The sequence below is a fragment of the Brevibacillus laterosporus genome (assembly GCF_030489605.1).
GTDB lineage: Bacteria > Bacillota > Bacilli > Brevibacillales > Brevibacillaceae > Brevibacillus_B > Brevibacillus_B laterosporus_E.
Window position 1 is genome coordinate 83,688 of sequence record NZ_JAUKFY010000002.1, and the last position, 16,977, is coordinate 100,664.

15 protein-coding genes are annotated in these 16,977 nt (G+C 41.3%); 14 read left to right on the forward strand and 1 reads right to left on the reverse strand.

The genetic code is table 11. The annotated features are described in order from the left end of the window. Window positions 1–2: 2 nt before the first annotated feature. The gene (locus QZ995_RS02230) at window positions 3–3,095 is read left to right on the forward strand and encodes a cyclic peptide export ABC transporter (RefSeq protein WP_301802475.1); all 3,093 of its coding nucleotides are present in this window, start codon (window positions 3–5) and stop codon (window positions 3,093–3,095) included. 165 nt (window positions 3,096–3,260) lie between these two features. Here QZ995_RS02230 and QZ995_RS02235 read toward each other — a convergent pair whose 3' ends face one another. Further along, on the reverse strand, window positions 3,261–3,929 hold the full coding sequence (locus QZ995_RS02235; protein WP_301802479.1) for a YHYH domain-containing protein: 669 nt from the start codon (window positions 3,927–3,929) through the stop codon (window positions 3,261–3,263). 606 nt (window positions 3,930–4,535) lie between these two features. On the opposite strand from QZ995_RS02235, the gene QZ995_RS02240 reads away from it, so the two are divergent. The 13 genes from QZ995_RS02240 (at window position 4,536) to QZ995_RS02300 (ending at window position 16,974) form a co-directional block, all read left to right on the forward strand. Next, the gene (locus QZ995_RS02240) at window positions 4,536–5,120 is read left to right on the forward strand and encodes a guanosine-3',5'-bis(diphosphate) 3'-pyrophosphohydrolase (protein ID WP_301802482.1); all 585 of its coding nucleotides are present in this window, start codon (window positions 4,536–4,538) and stop codon (window positions 5,118–5,120) included. Window positions 5,121–5,254: 134 nt separating this feature from the next. Next, on the forward strand, window positions 5,255–5,932 hold the full coding sequence (locus QZ995_RS02245; protein ID WP_301802484.1) for a site-2 protease family protein: 678 nt from the start codon (window positions 5,255–5,257) through the stop codon (window positions 5,930–5,932). 32 nt (window positions 5,933–5,964) lie between these two features. Continuing rightward, window positions 5,965–6,726, forward strand: coding sequence for a segregation and condensation protein A (locus QZ995_RS02250; protein WP_301802486.1), 762 nt, complete (start codon window positions 5,965–5,967; stop codon window positions 6,724–6,726). Further along, window positions 6,716–7,300 (forward strand): SMC-Scp complex subunit ScpB, encoded by a 585-nt coding sequence (gene scpB, locus QZ995_RS02255; protein WP_301802488.1) that lies wholly within the window; start codon window positions 6,716–6,718, stop codon window positions 7,298–7,300. The genes QZ995_RS02250 and scpB overlap by 11 nt, the downstream gene beginning before the upstream one ends. Before the next feature lie 87 nt (window positions 7,301–7,387). Continuing rightward, complete coding sequence (locus QZ995_RS02260; RefSeq protein ID WP_301802491.1) at window positions 7,388–8,560, forward strand: D-alanyl-D-alanine carboxypeptidase family protein; 1,173 nt, start codon at window positions 7,388–7,390, stop codon at window positions 8,558–8,560. After that, the gene (locus QZ995_RS02265; protein ID WP_301802495.1) at window positions 8,553–9,143 is read left to right on the forward strand and encodes a nucleoside recognition domain-containing protein; all 591 of its coding nucleotides are present in this window, start codon (window positions 8,553–8,555) and stop codon (window positions 9,141–9,143) included. Before QZ995_RS02260 ends, QZ995_RS02265 begins: the two co-directional genes overlap by 8 nt. 14 nt (window positions 9,144–9,157) lie before the next feature. Continuing rightward, a complete protein-coding gene (locus QZ995_RS02270) occupies window positions 9,158–9,691 on the forward strand; it encodes a spore maturation protein (protein ID WP_301802497.1) in 534 nt (177 codons plus the stop codon). A 303-nt stretch (window positions 9,692–9,994) separates the two neighbouring features. Further along, complete coding sequence (locus tag QZ995_RS02275) at window positions 9,995–10,747, forward strand: pseudouridine synthase (RefSeq protein ID WP_301802498.1); 753 nt, start codon at window positions 9,995–9,997, stop codon at window positions 10,745–10,747. A gap of 122 nt (window positions 10,748–10,869) precedes the next feature. Beyond that, the gene (gene resA / locus QZ995_RS02280; protein ID WP_301802499.1) at window positions 10,870–11,403 is read left to right on the forward strand and encodes a thiol-disulfide oxidoreductase ResA; all 534 of its coding nucleotides are present in this window, start codon (window positions 10,870–10,872) and stop codon (window positions 11,401–11,403) included. Between the two features lie 21 nt (window positions 11,404–11,424). After that, window positions 11,425–13,092, forward strand: coding sequence for a cytochrome c biogenesis protein ResB (gene resB, locus QZ995_RS02285; RefSeq protein WP_301802500.1), 1,668 nt, complete (start codon window positions 11,425–11,427; stop codon window positions 13,090–13,092). 18 nt (window positions 13,093–13,110) lie between these two features. Further along, window positions 13,111–14,337 carry a c-type cytochrome biogenesis protein CcsB gene (ccsB, locus tag QZ995_RS02290; protein ID WP_301802502.1) on the forward strand — a complete coding sequence of 409 codons (1,227 nt, stop codon included), beginning with the start codon at window positions 13,111–13,113 and terminating at the stop codon, window positions 14,335–14,337. 144 nt (window positions 14,338–14,481) lie between these two features. Then, window positions 14,482–15,195 (forward strand): response regulator transcription factor, encoded by a 714-nt coding sequence (locus QZ995_RS02295; RefSeq protein ID WP_031414445.1) that lies wholly within the window; start codon window positions 14,482–14,484, stop codon window positions 15,193–15,195. Next, window positions 15,196–16,974: an ATP-binding protein gene (locus QZ995_RS02300; protein ID WP_301802510.1), complete on the forward strand. Its 1,779-nt coding sequence runs from the start codon at window positions 15,196–15,198 to the stop codon at window positions 16,972–16,974. It begins immediately after the preceding gene. Window positions 16,975–16,977 lie beyond the last annotated feature (3 nt).

Sequence of the window (16,977 nt, forward strand, 5' to 3'; positions counted from 1 at the left end):
AGATGAACATGAAAAAATTGTTAAGCTTCCCCATTTTTCTGACATGGGTGCTTTCCTTTATTCTCTTAATGTATCCAGTTACTCAAACCAGTGCAGCTACTCTTTCTCTGTCATCACAAAGATTAGAGCAGATTGAGGAGTTCATTACAAAACAAATGAATACGGCTGAAATTCCTGGTCTACAGGTCATCATCGTGGAAAAAGACAAAACCATATATCAGAAGGGTTTTGGCTACGCAGATATTCTGAGCAATAAGCCTGTTACAAATGAAACGTTGTTTGAACTGGGATCGAATAGCAAGGCTTTTACCGGTCTTGCCATCTTAGAATTAGCTGATAAAGGGTTAATTGATTTGAATGACCCGGTAACAAAGTATCTTCCTTGGTTGAATCTTTCCTATAAGGGAAAGATTCAACCAATTACGATCAGACAATTCCTTTATCATACAAGTGGAGTTCCGGTCAAATCGATAGGTTTTCTTCCAGAAGGTAATGAAGAGGATGCACTTGAAAAAACGGTGCGAACATTGCTTTCACAGGAACTGAATCGTGAACCTGGTACAAAGTATGAATATGCGACTATCAATTATGATGTGTTAGGATTGGTAATAGAAAAGGTCTCTAAGCAATCATTTGAAACCTATATCAAACAAAATATCTTACATCCTCTGGAGCTTTCACATACATATGTTGGTGAGCAAAATGCTGATCAGACTCAAAAGGCCACAGGCTACAAGATAGGGTTCACGGAGCCTCAACATTACAATCCGCCCAGTTTCCGGGGAAATACGCCAGCAGGCTATCTCATAAGCAATGGAGTAGACATGGCTCGGTGGATGAAAATACAAATAGGGGCAACTGGCACAGGTAGTTTTAATCTTGATTTAATAAAAGCATCTCATGAGCCAGATCGTAAGGTAAAACCTAGCAGTAATGGGTCATCATATGCAGCGGGCTGGGAGGTTTATCAAAGTGGAGACGGTGAGATTTCCCACTCTGGAAGCAATCCAACGTTTAGCTCGTTTATAGTAATACGTCCAACTGAACAAATCGGAGTAGCTGTATTAGCCAATATGAATAGTAACTATACAGTTAATATCGGGCAGGGCATCATGAATATGCTTCTCGATAAAGAGGCACCTCCCATTCATTCCGACCTGAATAAAAAGCTCGACCAGCTGGCTTTTTCCATTATTTGTGTAGTTGCTCCGGTTTCTTTAGCAATTCTTTTTTTACTAGGCCGTATCTTTCTTGAATTAGGGAAAAAGCAACGAAAGCTTCAAGTGACAAAAAAGAATGTAATTGTAGGCCTACCGTTCCATCTGTTGTTGTTATGCATATTTTCGTTAACCATTTTTTATTTGCCGAACCTGCTATTTATGGAATTAACTTGGGAATTTATTAAAGTGTGGATTCCAGAGACGATTATGCTGGCTGTATATGGTGTTGCAATAGCATTTGTTCTCTATTTATTTTATTCATTACTTCTCTTGTTCTCTAAAAAAAAACAGGAAAACATTTATTTTTCCTTGATCGTTCTAAGCATTGTTAGCGGTTTTGGAAACGCCTTTATTATCTTCATTGTAAATGAAGCCTTCGTAAGAACGAATAATTTGGTTAACGGTTTATTGTTTTATTTTATCATCGGGATTTTTATGTATGTTGTAAGCCAAAAGATACTTCGTTCACGTCTTGTGACATTAACCAATCAGTTAGTTTATGAAAAACGGATGGAATTGGTTGAGAAAATGCTTCAAACTAGCTTTAGCAGTTTAGAACAAATAGAGCATGGACGTATTCAGGCTACACTAAACAATGATACAGAGGTTATTAGTCGAGCAATCAATATTATTATCACTTGTGTGACTAATCTAATCACTTTAGTGTGTTGCTTTATTTATCTAGGAGTCATGAATTTTTATGCATTTGTACTTTCCGCTCTGATCATCGGGCTTGTTGCAGCGATCTATTATTTGATTGGGGAGAAGGCAAATAAACTGTGGGAGAAAACACGTGATATTCAGAATGTTTTCTTCAAATTTATCAGCGATATGACTAGTGGATTTAAAGAACTGACCTTGCATAGAAGGAAACGTGAAGAATTTCATCTTGCCGTTCAGGAAAGCTGTGCGGAATATCGGGACAAGCGTGCTGAGGGCGATCTTAAATTTGCCAACGTATTTATTATTGGAGAATTACTGTTTATTATTGTCATTGGTTGTGTCGTATTCATCTTTCCTGAGATATTTAAACAAATGGATGTTGATATGCTGCGGAACTATGTTTTTGTTTTCTTGTATATGACCGGCCCTGTCAATGGTTTATTAAATGGACTCCCCCAAATTGTAATGATTCGTATTAGCTGGAAACGTATCACTAACATGATCCAAGAACTGGCGTTAGCGAAGGACAAAGAGCAAGATAAGGTGATATTGCCGGAGAACATCAAGCAACCGGTTCGGATGATCGTAACGGATGTTTCATACGATTATAAAGCTCAAGAGGAGCGAGGCTTTAGCGTTGGCCCGATTAATTTTGAATTTGCATCTGGAGAAATTATTTTTATTACAGGCGGAAATGGAAGTGGTAAGTCGACGCTCGCGAAGCTACTAACCGGTCTGTATGCTCCGGTAAAAGGGGAAATTTCTATCAATGGCAGCAAGGTCTCGCATGCTCAATTGAATCAATATTACTCTGCCATTTTTGGCGATTTTCACTTGTTTGATCGCCTTTATGGAATTGATTTTAAGAAAAGTGAAAAAGAGATTGAGCGTTATCTAGAGGTCTTAGAGCTACAGGATAAGGTGAAAGTGGAAAATGGGGTTTTCAGTACAACCAAGCTTTCAACGGGACAAAAAAAACGTCTTGCTCTTTTCATTACCTATCTGGAAGATCGGCCCATTTGCCTTTTTGATGAATGGGCTGCTGACCAAGATCCTGAATATCGGCGCTTTTTCTACCAAGTATTATTGCCAGACATGAAGCAAAAAGGGAAATGTATTATTGCCATTACACATGATGATCAATACTTCCACATCGCGGATAAGGTGATTAAGATGGATGCAGGACAAATGAAGCGCCCAGTTAGCGTGTGAGCAGATGATGCATTCGTTTCGTAATTCATAACAAAGAGACTCACTTTTTACTAGTTCAAGCAGAAAGTGAGTCTCTTCCTTTACAAAATCAGAATAATTATGTACTAGACAACAGGGTTCATCATCAGGCATCCAGGTATACCTAGGTTAAATCTATAACAGAGATTAGTAGGCTACATTTTTGGAGATAAAACCGACAACCACGTTGCCATTTGCGTCTTTACTGGAGCCGTAGTACCAAGTCTGATTTTCTCCGACAACGGACACTTCAGCATGAAGAGGGGCTGAACCACGGGCTTTACTTTTAGTTGATGGTGTTGCATAGAAATAACCTTTATCTGCTTGGATGCTTACTTTTTTTGGGCTAATCACAGTATATTGGGTTAACAGCGTTCTAGAGAGATAGCCTTGCTCAAGGGAGGCAAAATGAGTTGAACCGCCTTTATCCTTTACCTCATAGCCATACCATAGGGTTGTAGATACAGAAGCAGAGGTTGCTGGAGCACTATAGACAGGTGCTTGATCGACTGCAACGATGGTTTTTTTCTGGACGACTGGGGCTTTGACAGCAGGCTTCGCGGTTGGAGCAGTGCTTTTACCAGGTGCTTTAGCTTTGGCAGGTGCTTTAACTTTGGCAGGAGATGTACCTTTGGATGAACTGGAGCTACCACCATTATGGTAATGGTATTCTCCATAAGAAAGGCCCCATTTTTCACAGTTGGTGCGGCAGGTATGCCCACCGTTCTTGTCTGTACGACCAGGATGTGCTGAGGTTTGTTGGAAAGGAACAGCTAGCATAGCTATAAACAGAAAGAATAGTAGTGCTTTTTTCATAGAACATTCCTCCTATAATAATCTCGACTCTATCATAGCATAAATCCAAAAAATGGAAAGTTATGAATTTTTGCTGAAATATTGCTAGTAAAAATAGAAATGCATACAGCAAAAAAGAGAGGGACAGCCCTCCTCTTTTTTTGCCGAATGTATCGCAATCATCGGTATTCATTTCTTATTTGGTGCACTCGTAATTCATCTCGTGGTATTCTTTAATTAGTTTTTTTAGAAGGATGCTTTCATAAGTGTTTAGACCTTGCGAATTCTCCAACATAATGAGGGAGTGAAGGTCGTTCTCTAGCATTAATTTCCTGCGGTCTGTACTCGTTAGTGCCATGGGGGTCTTCCCAACTCCTTTATTGTTAGATTGGTAATAAGTATATCGTTATTTCACGTTATGGTAAAACATGGTAAACAGCAACCTCTCTTGATAATATAGCTTCTCATGGTCTGAGCGAAGCTGACTTAACCTATCCCTACAATTGCGCCAGTATAATGCTAAATACAGCCAAATACGGCTCTTTGGGTAGAAATATGAGAAGCAGGTATGATTTTTGTAATCATGGATTTCATCTAATTAAAGAAGGTATTTAGGAGGAGTTACACATGAATATGGCTGTAGAAGCTGTTCTATTAGCAACAAAAGCACATGCCAATCAACAAGATAAAGGGGGACAGCCGTACATACTACATCCCTTGCGCGTTATGATGTACATGCCTTCGGACGAAGCGAGAGCCGTTGCTGTCTTACATGATGTATTAGAGGATACTGATGTGACTGCAGAGGATTTGCGAGTAGCAGGGTTTCCAAAGGAAGTTGTGGAGGCTGTTGTGATTCTTACTAAAAATCCAAAAGAGGAATATGACAGCTACATTAAAAGGGTGAAACAAAATCAATTGGCGCGAGCTGTAAAGATTGCAGATATCAAGGATAATTTGGATTTAACTCGAATAGCCGAACCTACAGAGGATGATTTGGCCCGCATAGAAAAATACAAGCGTGCACTCAAAGAATTAGAGGCTGAAGATGAGAATACTCAAAAGGTAAAAAAGCAGGGGGCTAGTGCAGCAGCAACAGCACAAGCAGAGGTAGGAGAAAAAAACGAAGAAGGCACTTCTAGTGAATCTGCAAAGGAAGACGATTCTCAAACAGAAGCGGTCGCTAATGACCTACAAGATAAAGCGGAATAAAAAACACAATAATTTAATTGAAACTGCTTGGGCTTGTGTCATTCTCTTAAGGCTGTTATTCTAATGAAACAGTGTATTTTTGCACAAGCGACCTGCCATAAAGGAATGTGCAAGAGAGAATGAAGGAGGGCTCCATGGGCTTATTTCACTTTGACCTAAACACGCTCCCATTCCGGGTTATTGCGTTCGTGATAGCCTTTTCCATGCATGAATGGGCACATGCGTTTATTGCCTATCGCTTAGGTGATAACACAGCGAAAAATGAGGGGCGTTTAACACTTAATCCAATTCCGCATCTTGATCCATTCGGGCTCCTGATGATTTTGTTTGGACCATTTGGATGGGCCAGACCTGTACCGTTTAATCCATATAATTTTAGAGGGAATAAACGCTTGGGAATTGTGTATGTTGCAGCAGCAGGACCGTTCATAAACCTAGTATTAGCATTTTTCTTTTCGTTTTTATGGTTTTATATTCAGACCCCATTCTGGGTAGATTTGATGGCTTCATGGCCTGCCAAAGGGATAGAAGCTGTTTCCTTAACCTTACAGTACTGTATTTTGATTAACTGCGCTATGTTAGTGTTTAACATGCTTCCCATAGCTCCATTAGACGGTTCTAAAATCCTGCGCTACATTTTGCCTCAAAAATGCAGCGGATTTTTTGATAAATTAGATCTGTATGGACCATGGCTGCTATTGTTAATCGTATTCTTGCCACCGTTGCGAGGATTGCTAAGCGTACCGCTCAACATAGTATTGTCCTGGATTGAGAGCACGACCCGATATGTGGTTATTCAGCTTTTTTTATAACATGATTGCAATGAAGTAAGGCGGGATTAGCGTTGTCATATAGTATTAAATTGGATTCGTTTGAAGGGCCGCTCGATTTGCTTTTGCATTTGATCGACAAGGCAGAGGTGGATATTTATGATATACCCATAGCTGTGATTACCGAACAGTATTTGGATACCATTCATACGATGCGTGAGCTTCAATTGGATGTAGCTAGTGAGTTCGTAGTCATGGCTGCTACTTTGTTGGCCATCAAAAGCAAAACGCTGCTTCCGAAAAAAGAGGAGCTACATTTTGAACCATTGCACGATGATTATGGTGAAGAGGAAGATCCTCGCGATGAACTGGTACAACGCTTATTGGAATATAAAAAATTCAAACGCGTGGCCGAACAACTACGCGAAATGGAGACAGGGCGTAGTCAGGTATTTACTCGACCGGCTGAAGACTTAACGCCATATGTGCGTGAGGAAGAGCCCGGAGTCGCCGATGTAACCCTATTTGACATGCTTCACGCTTTAGAAAAATTGTTTGCTAGATTACAAACAAAAGAGCCTGTAGCCAAGGTTTCACGGGATGAAATCTCCATAAAGGATCGGATGAAAGAGATTCGTCAGCTCATTAAGGTTGGAGGAGGGCATGTTCGCTTCTCTCAATTGTTTATCACAAATGTTACTCGTACTGAGATTGTAACAACGTTCCTTGCCTTACTGGAATTGATGAAGGGAAAGGTTATCACGTGTGTTCAAAATCAATTATTTACGGACATCTTGATCAGTGAGGGAAAGGGAGAAACGGAACATGGATTATGATAAATTAAAATCGGTGATAGAGGGGCTTTTATTTATCTCCGGTGACGAGGGGATAGATGCAAAGCAGATTGCGGAAATCATTGAGGTCTCTGAGGAGGTAGTCGTTGATCTACTAGAAGATATGAAGGCGGACTTTTACCGATCGAAAAGAGGCATTCAGCTAGTTGAAGTGGCGAAAGCTTATCAATTGACTACCTTGCCCGAACACATGATATATTTTGAAAAGCTGGCTACTTCCCCTACCCACTCGTCTTTATCGCAAGCGGCACTGGAAACCTTAGCTATCATCGCGTATCGCCAGCCGATTACTCGCTCTGAGATAGAGGAGATTCGCGGAGTTAAATGCGAAAAAGCGTTACATACCCTGACATCAAAGCTATTGATTAAAGAAATGGGACGTGCAGAGGGGATCGGACGACCGATTCTATATGGCACAACTAAAGAATTTCTAGAGTATTTTGGCTTGAAAGGAATTGCAGATTTACCAGAACCGCCAGTTGATTTTTCATTTGATCAGCAGGATGAGGAAATGGCTCAATTGTTTCGCGGAAAGGAATCTGCTGGAAACGACTAGGACCCGATTAAGATTGGGGTATATCATAGGTCTTGTCTCCATATACTTGGTACAAACCCATTGTAAACCAAGCATGAGGAGGACACTATGAGATACCAACGAATAATCGGCGTACTCGTCGTTTTTCTTTTGTGCGTTAGCTATTTAGGCCCACAACCTCGTGCATGGGCATCGCTGGCACCTAAGATTTCGGCGGAAGCAGCAGCTGTGATTGATGTTAAATCAGGACGTATTCTGTACCAGAAAAATGGAAACAAGAAAATGAGAATTGCCAGCCTGACGAAGACGTTAACAGCCATTGTGGCAATAGAAGCAACCGATATAACAAAGGTGGTTACTGTGCCAGACAAGGCCGTAGGAGTGGAAGGCTCCTCCATTTATTTAAAAAGAGGGGAGAAGCTGACCCTAGAAGAATTGCTATACGGCTTGATGCTTCGTTCTGGCAACGATGCCGCTACTGCGATTGCTTTGCAGGTAGGGGGCTCCATTGAAGGGTTTGCCGCAATGATGAATGAAAAAGCTATGTACATTGGCATGGATCAAAGTAATTTTATGAACCCCCACGGATTAGACGATAGCAAGGAGCACTATTCTACTGCAGTAGACATGGCTAAATTATCCGCCTATGCCTTACAGAATCCACAGTTTCAGCAGATTGTCTCCACGAAAGTAAAAAGTATTTCCTGGGAAGGCGAGAAATGGGATCGCAGGCTGCAAAATAAAAATAAAATGCTCCACCTCTATGACGGAGCAGATGGTGTCAAAACGGGCTATACAAAGCTTGCCAAACGTTGCTTAGCATCATCAGCGACTCGAGATGGACGTCAAGTCGCTGTTGTTACGCTTAATGCACCTGATGATTGGAATGACCATGCTATCCTACTCGATTATGGCTTTCAACTGTTCAAAGAAAGCTCTTTAATTCACAAGGGCGAAAAATGGGATGCTCCTCAATCTATTAAATTGGGGGACAAAGGAAAGGTTGAGTTGGTTTCATTAGCTGACTTTACATACCCGCTTAAAGATGGAGAAGAGCAGCATGTGAGTAAAAAGGTTCAACTGTTTCAAAAGAAAATAGGACAACATGATGTAAATAAGCATGTTGGGTTTGTTGAGATCTACTTAGGCAAAAATTTCATTGGTAAAATACCACTTACCCTACGAGAAATGAAAGTAACGGATACTTTTCAAAACAACACACCAGGTGGTATCTGTAAGCATGTCTCCCAATTGCTGAAGGGAGGATTACCTGATGCTTAACATTATTTGGTTATTTTTAATTATAATCAGTGTGATCGTAGCAGCCATAAACGGACGTATGGAAATTATAAGTCAATCAATATTTGAAGGTGCCAAAACAGGCGTTACGGTCTGTTTTGGTCTTCTCAGCGTCCTCATCTTCTGGATGGGGATCATGAAAATTGCCGAAAAATCTGGACTTTTGCAGCTAATCTCAATCTGGCTATCACCCATTGTACAAAAGCTTTTCCCCGACATACCTAAAGGACATCCGGCTATTGGCTACATTCTCTCCAACATGAGCGCAAACATCCTCGGGCTTGGAAATGCTGCTACTCCTATGGGAATTAAAGCAATGGAGGAGCTACAAAAATTAAACCCCCACAAAGATATCGCAACCCCAGCTATGTGCACCTTACTTGCCATCAATACAGCCAGCATCACACTTATTCCTACTACGATGATCGCCATTCGCTTGCAATATGGTTCAACGAATGCGTTTGAAATCGTGGGAACAACGCTGCTCGCCTCCTTTATTGCAACAGCTTTTGCCCTGCTGCTTGATCGTGTTTATCGTCTGCGCTACAAGCGCAAATCCCGTTAAAGGAGGGAGATAGCTTGTACTCACTGATCAATGTCGTCTCGCTTTGGGCAATTCCAGTATTTATTTCCTTTGTTTTAACTTACGGATGGTATAAAAGGGTGCAAGTCTATGACACATTTGTAGAAGGAGCTAAGGGAGGACTTGTAACAACCATCAAAATATTACCTCATTTAGTGGCGATGATGGTGTCCATTACGTTGTTTCGAGAGTCAGGTGCATTAGATATTTTGCTCCGAGCGATGAAGCCTGTACTCCACATTCTTCATATTCCCTCTGAAATTGTTCCATTGGCTTTGCTGCGTCCTTTGTCCGGTACAGGGTCACTCGCTATCACAACGGATTTAATTGCCCAATTTGGACCAGATTCAATGATTGGTAGACTCGCTTCCACGATGCAGGGAAGCACTGATACAACCTTTTATGTGCTGACCGTCTACTTTGGGGCAGTGGGTGTCAAAAATGGCTTGTACGCATTAAAGGTAGGGTTATGGTCAGATTTGATTGGTGTAGCTGCTTCACTAGTGGTTGTTTCCTATATTTTTTCCTAAAATGTCTCGCATAAGCGTGCTTCTACATCTGTAACTGAATGTTTTAAAGCTTGTGTCAAATGATTGCTGGTAATCTGTGATACAAGCTTTTTTCGTTGGTATGTTCTGTTGCAATCTTTATAGACAATCAACAACATATTTTTTAATCCTATAAGACAAGACTAATAATCATACCAGAGTGGAGAATTCATTACGTTTTCTTTCCGAATAAAACTGCTCATGTATGAGTGATTTGCAATCTTTGTCAACCGTGCTCTTGTCCAACCTGCTGGAAATAGGTAGAATGTGTGAGGGGTGGTCTATATGGAAGAACGCTTGCAGAAGGTGCTGGCACAAGCAGGTGTCGCCTCGCGTCGCAGCTGTGAAGAACTGATTAAGCAAGGTAGAGTAAAAGTAAACGGACAAGTGGTAACCGAGCTTGGTACCAAGGTAAATGCCTCCGTCGATCAAATTCTGGTTGATAATAAGTCCATTGCACAAGAAGAACATGTCTATGTCTTACTTAACAAACCTACAGGAGTCATTACAAGCATGAGTGATCCTGAGGGACGTAAAACCGTTCGTGATCTGGTTAAACAAATTCCACAGCGGGTTTATCCAGTGGGCCGTTTAGATTTTGATACATCGGGTCTTCTTATTATGACAAACGACGGGGAATTGGCTAATCGTTTGGCTCATCCGTCATTTGAGATGGATAAGGTATATCGGGCTTGGGTCAAAGGAATGCCTACATCGGAAAGTGTCTCTCGACTAGCTAAGGGGATTAAACTAGAGGACGGAATGACCTCTCCTGGGAAAGCTAGAATTTTGGAACGAGATGTCAAGAAGAACCGCACCTTAATTGAGCTGACTATTCATGAAGGCCGCAATCGTCAAGTGCGCAGGATGTGTCAAGCAATTGGACATCCCGTAATTACCCTGCAACGAATTCAGGTTAGCTTTCTTACACTAGGCAATCTTGGTCTCGGTACATATCGGTTATTAAAAAAGGAAGAAGTAGAGCGATTGCAAAATGAATTAAAAAAAGTCCAAAAGAAACCGAACGAACGTTTGTGAGGAATAGCACATCGTTCAAAAGTTGTTCAAAATATCCAACTCGTTTAAAATAGCGGCAAGCTATAATAAAGAAGGAATGAGTAATAATTGGAATGATTCTGAACAAAGTCAGGTGAACAAATGTGAATAAACAAAAAAGAACATCAATGCGGGTTGCTATTTTGGGAGTTTTGTTAGTTGCTCTCGTTTTTGCTGTGTACACAAGCTTTGCTAAGCCAAATGAAATTAAAAAAGGGGATAAGGCGCCTAATTTCAGTTTGCAAAGCTTAGATGGTGAAACGATGACATTGGCTGATCTAAAGGGGCAGGGAGTCATCCTTAATTTCTGGGGATCTTGGTGTGAACCCTGTAGAAATGAAATGCCCGACTTAGAAAAAGCATGGCTAGCCAATAAGGATCAAAACATTGTAATCGTAGGCGTCAACGTGGGAGAGTCGGAGGTATCTGCTGAGCAATTTGTCCGTCAGGTAAATACCACGTTTCCCATTTTGATGGATAAGCAAAAAGAAGTAACAAAAGCATATAACATCGGAAAAATGCCTAGTACGTTTTATATTGATCAGGATGGCATCGTTCAAGAAATCATCATTGGAGAAATGAATGAAAAAAGAATAAATTTCGGGCTAGAAAAGATTAGACCTGTGAAGACAAACTAAACCGTAAGCGAGGACACGAACATGGATCAGAGAAAATGTGAGTGCGGACACACCAACCCGGTGGGGACGCTTTTGTGTGAATCCTGCGGTATACCTCTTTTGCAATCTGTTAAAGAGTTAGATGAAAAGAAAGCGTTTCCTGATATGCGTTATGAAGGAACAGCGCGTCGTTCCCAGACTTATTCCACCACGGTGGTGGACAAAGTCTGGAACTTCTTTTCGTCTGTAAAAATCGCAATCATCATAATAATCGTTACCTTAGTGATGGCAGGAATTGGCACCATCCTGCCGCAGTTGGAATACGTACCAGTCCCGTTGCTGGATGAACCAAGCAAAGCTTTGTTTTACGAACAAACATACGGCTTTTTTGGCAAGGTATATTATGCATTAGGTTTTCATGAGATGTATGGGTCCTGGTGGTTTGTTACCTTGCTGGTAATGATCGGGATATCATTGGTTATTTGTAGCTTAGACCGGGTCATTCCGCTGTACAAAGCTTTGAATAAACCACGTCTGAATCAGCACCTGTCGTTTTATAAAGGGCAGAAATTACATGCTGATACGGTATTGCCTGAGGGACTTTCCGTTGAAGAAAAGCTTGAACAAGTCCGGAGCTGGTATAAGAAAAAAGGTTATCGCGTTTACCGGGAAGGTAATTCTCTATTGGGAGAAAAAGCAAGGTTTAGCAGATGGGGCCCTTATGTGAATCATATTGGACTGATTATTTTTTTGTTAGGTGTTTTGCTGCGCGGCGTCCCACAATTCTTTTTAGAGGATACGATTTGGGTGCGTGAAGGGCAAACCGTAAAAGTGCCCGGAACAGAGTTCTATATTGAGAATTTGGATTATAAGACTGAATATTATACAAAGGATGAATTTGCTGAAGATCTTCCTTTGCAAGAAGGGCAAGTAATCCCGAAGAATTACCAGACTGATGCCGTTTTATACAAAAATGAAAATGAAGGGCTAGCGGGGGCCGAGCCTAAATTGGCGGAGGTCAAGAGAGGATCGATTACTGTTAATCATCCGCTGACTTACGAGGGTATCCTTTTATACCAATTGGATCGTCGAGAACAAATGCTGGGTGCCCTTAATTTTGATTTATATGATGCTAAAGAAAAAGTAAAGGAAAAAAGAATAGGTTCGTTTAAGATTGATTTGTATGAGCCGAAAAAGGAACAAAAGGTAGGCAATCATTACGTTGTTCGTGTCATGGATTATTTCCCGGATTTTGAGTTGGGCAAAGATGGATTACCAACGACCAAAACGACTTTACCAAATAATCCGATGGTTGCATTGGAAATTATTGATTCCAACACAAATGAGAGTGAACGATTAGCATACGTAGCTGGTGGTTTCATCGAAAATACAAAATCGCCTCGCTTCATTTTAGAGGTACATAAGCCTGATATCATTGATTCAAGCGGCTTATTGGTGCGTAAAGATACGATGATTCCGTTAATCTACAGCGGTGCTTTTATTACGATGATTGGCTTAGTCATGGGCTTCTATTGGCAACATCGTCGTATTTGGGTGCATGTTACAGATCATGAGCTGTATCTAGCTGGTCACACCAATAAAAACTGGTTTGGTTTACAACAAGAAGCTAAGAATCTGGTGAAACAGTTGGAGTTACCATTGGAACTCATTCTTGAACAAGATAAACAAAAATCGAAGAAGAAAGCGTAAAGAAAGGGGTTCTCACGATTGATACAGGTAAGTAGCAATCTATTATTGATGGCCTTTGTGTTGTATTTGATCGCTACGATCGTATTTGCAGTAGCAATCACGGGAAAACGTTGGTCTAACAGGGATGCAAAGGCGCACCAGGCACGATATGCAAAGATTGGCGTGGGAATCACTGTAATCGGATTTTTAGGCCATTTGGGGCAGTTTATCATAAGATGGATCGCGTCTGGACGCATTCCTACCAGTAATATGTTTGAATTTATCTCCTTTTTGTCAATATGTATTGTAGCCGCATTCTTACTGCTTTATTACATCTACAAATTAGGGGTGCTTGGTGCCTTCGCGATGCCGCTGGCAGCTATTATGCTAGCTTATGCAAGTGTATTCCCCAAGGAGATCACGCCACTTATTCCACCGTTACAAAGCTACTGGTTAAAGATTCATGTCACGACAGCAGCGCTTGGGGAAGGAATTTTGGCGGTTGGTTTTGCTGCGGGGCTCATGTACTTAATTCGCACCATTCCACAAATCCAAAAGTCAGCAAGCACCTTTTGGCTAGAATTTTCCATCAGTGTTGTTTTAATGATGGTTGGATTCATTGTTGTTTCGGCATCCTTTTCCTCACCAAGCCTCAGAACAACCTTTGAGTTTCCGGTTTATGACGAAAATAATCCGGCTATTGTTAAAAATATGCAGCAGGTCGAGTATAAATTGCCGGCAATTGTGGCACCACAAGAGTATAAAATCGTCAAAGAAGGTCCAATCAAGCCATTATTTGAAGCGCCCACCTTTATGCATGGGAAGGATGCAGCTCGTAAATTTAATACGATGATTTGGTCTGTGCTCTCAGGTATTGTGTTTTACGGATTGCTTCGATTGATTTTACGGAAACGGATTGCAGCAGCGATCCAACCAGCTTTAGAAGACATTGATCCAGAACTCATTGATGAGATCAGCTACCGTGCCATTGCCATTGGATATCCGATTTTCACTTTGGGAGCGCTTGTTTTCGCTATGATCTGGGCAAATGAAGCATGGGGACGCTTCTGGGGCTGGGACCCGAAAGAGACGTGGGCGTTGATTGTATGGCTGTTTTACAGTGTCTATTTGCACCTGCGTCTGTCGAAGGGATGGATTGGAGAAAAATCTGCTTGGATGGCAGTACTAGGGTTTGTTATTATATTAGTAACACTGGTTGTAGTAAATTTGGTGATTGTAGGCTTGCACTCTTATGCAGGTGCTTAACTCTAAAAATTTGCTAACAAGTTAAAAAAGCTGGTTGCACGCCAGCTTTTTACTTGTACTATCAAGATGTATAGGCTATTTTAGATTAAGTAGGTTGTACTCATTTTAACAATTAATTTCAATGTTGTAGCAGAGGTGATCTGGGTGGAGAAAGAAAGAATCCTCATCGTAGACGACGAAGAAAGAATCCGTCGCCTGCTAAAGATGTATTTGGAGAGAGAGAATTACTATATTGATGAGGCAGAGCATGGAGAAGAAGCCTTGGATAAGGCATTAAATCAAGATTACGATATTATCTTGCTCGATCTGATGCTGCCTGGTATGGACGGAATCGAAGTTTGTACAAAAATTCGTGAGCAAAAAGCGACGCCAATCATCATGCTGACTGCGAAAGGAGAAGAGACCAATCGTGTAAATGGTTTCGAGGCTGGCGCAGACGATTATGTAGTAAAGCCGTTTAGTCCGCGTGAGGTTGTATTCCGTGTGAAAGCGATTTTGCGTCGTTCTTCTGCCACTGCCTATTTAAAAACGGATACGGTATCCAGTCACTCCATTCTGGTTTTTCCAGAGTTGACGATTGATCATGATGCTCATAAGGTCACCGCAAATGGTGTTGAGGTAAATCTAACTCCAAAAGAGTATGAGTTGTTGCATTATTTAGCATTATCTCCAGATAAAGTATTTACGCGGGAAGAATTACTAAAAGATGTTTGGCACTATGATTTTTTCGGGGATTTGCGGACCGTGGATACGCATATCAAACGCCTGAGAGAAAAGCTAAACAAAGTATCTCCTGACGCTGCTCAAATGATTTCAACCGTTTGGGGCGTAGGTTATAAACTCGAGGTGCCAAAATAAGTGGATAATATACTGCGAAGTGTTGTCGGAAAGCTTTGGATGACAATCATAGCGTTATTCGCGGTGGTACTTACAATTTTCAGCCTCCTGCTCGTTCAGTCCTTTGGCAGTTATTATCTGAAAAAGCAGTCGGCTGATTTAGCTCTTCTTGGAACAAAAGTTGCAGCCGATCTGGAAACTGTGCGTGATCAAAAAGAAATGCTGAAGATGGCTTCCAAAATCTTGACAGTCTACCATACGGGTCTGCTTGTTGTGGATGAGCAAAAACGCGTTCTTGCTCATGAAGCGACGGATGAAAAGCAGCCTTCCCTTACGCTGGATAAGCTGCTAAACAGCGGAGGATTTCCTATAGCTGATGCTTTTGCAGGAAAGCAGGTTGGCCCAAATCGTTTGATTTTTGGAGATAAAGCTTCAGACAGTCTTGAACACACGCAGTTTCTGGCTATGGCTATTCCTTTTTCTTTTGATGGAAAACAAAAATCGGCACTTATTTTATATCAAGCCATCCAAGAAGTGAATGGTACTTATCTCGAGATCAGACAGCTTATTTTTGTTGTAGGTGTCATTGGATTTATTTTAACAACGGTATTCGCGTTCTTTCTATCTTCGCGTATTACTTCCCCATTGCGTCAGATTAAGCAATCTGCCCAACGCATCGCTGAAGGAGAATTTAATACGGAAATACCGCTTCGATCTACTGATGAAATCGGTGAGCTTGCTGCTGCCTTTAACGTCATGACACTGAAACTCCGTAATGTAGTAAACGCTCTGTCGCATGAAAAGGAGCAAATGGCAACTGTTTTACGTAGTATGATTGATGGCGTTATCATGCTGGATCAAAAAGGGCGTGTCGTATTAACAAACCCTCAGGCAGAAGATTTTACTCGGGACTGGGCGTATGAGAATCAAGGCCGTCCTTTACCGATTCAGGAATTGTATCAAAAAATGTTGCTTTCAGAGCAAGAGGTTATGGAAGATTTTGAAGCACAAGGGCGTTTCTGGTCTGTTGTGATGGTACCGCTATACGATCACAATCAAGTTCGAGGGGCTGTCGCTGTACTGCGGGACATGACTAAAGAGCGGAAACTGGACAAATTACGCCAAGACTTTGTTGCAAATATTTCGCATGAATTAAGAACGCCTCTGTCCATGCTGCAGGGTTACAGTGAAGCCATTGTAGATGGCATTGCTTCCACTCCAGAGGAACATAAGGAGCTAGCTAAGATTATTTATGATGAATCTGTGAGGATGACAAAGCTGGTAAATGAATTACTAAGCTTGGCACGTATGGAAGCAGGGCATGTGGAGCTCCATGAAGAATTAACAGAGCTTCTTCCTTATTTCGAACGTGTGTTACGAAAATTTGCCAACAGAGCGGCAGAACGTAATATCGAAATCCAGCTCGATATGCAAACAGATTATGACGCGATTTCTTTTGATCCGGACAAAATGGAGCAGGTACTGACTAATTTAATTGACAATGCTATTCGTCATATTCCTGACGGTGGACTTATTACTGTTCGTATAAAGAATGAGGATGCAGGAAAAATAACCATTGAAGTAATCGACACAGGCAGTGGAATTCCGCAAGAGGATTTGCCATTTGTCTTTGAGCGTTTTTACAAAGCAGATAAAGCTCGAACGCGTGGTCGAGCTGGAACTGGATTAGGTCTAGCAATTGCAAAAAATATTGTAGCAGCCCATAACGGAAAAATTTCTGTCCAAAGTAAGATGAGGGAAGGAACAACCTTTACCATTACAATACCGGTCATCACATAGATA

Coding starts and splice junctions, on each gene's coding strand:
- QZ995_RS02240 (WP_301802482.1), top strand. CDS start 4,536: ATGAATATGGCTGTAGAAGCTGTTCTATTAGCAACAAAAGCACATGCC.
- QZ995_RS02245 (WP_301802484.1), top strand. CDS start 5,255: ATGGGCTTATTTCACTTTGACCTAAACACGCTCCCATTCCGGGTTATT.
- QZ995_RS02260 (WP_301802491.1), top strand. CDS start 7,388: ATGAGATACCAACGAATAATCGGCGTACTCGTCGTTTTTCTTTTGTGC.
- scpB (WP_301802488.1), top strand. CDS start 6,716: ATGGATTATGATAAATTAAAATCGGTGATAGAGGGGCTTTTATTTATC.
- QZ995_RS02275 (WP_301802498.1), top strand. CDS start 9,995: ATGGAAGAACGCTTGCAGAAGGTGCTGGCACAAGCAGGTGTCGCCTCG.
- QZ995_RS02265 (WP_301802495.1), top strand. CDS start 8,553: ATGCTTAACATTATTTGGTTATTTTTAATTATAATCAGTGTGATCGTA.
- QZ995_RS02235 (WP_301802479.1), bottom strand. CDS start 3,929: ATGAAAAAAGCACTACTATTCTTTCTGTTTATAGCTATGCTAGCTGTT.
- QZ995_RS02230 (WP_301802475.1), top strand. CDS start 3: ATGAACATGAAAAAATTGTTAAGCTTCCCCATTTTTCTGACATGGGTG.
- resB (WP_301802500.1), top strand. CDS start 11,425: ATGGATCAGAGAAAATGTGAGTGCGGACACACCAACCCGGTGGGGACG.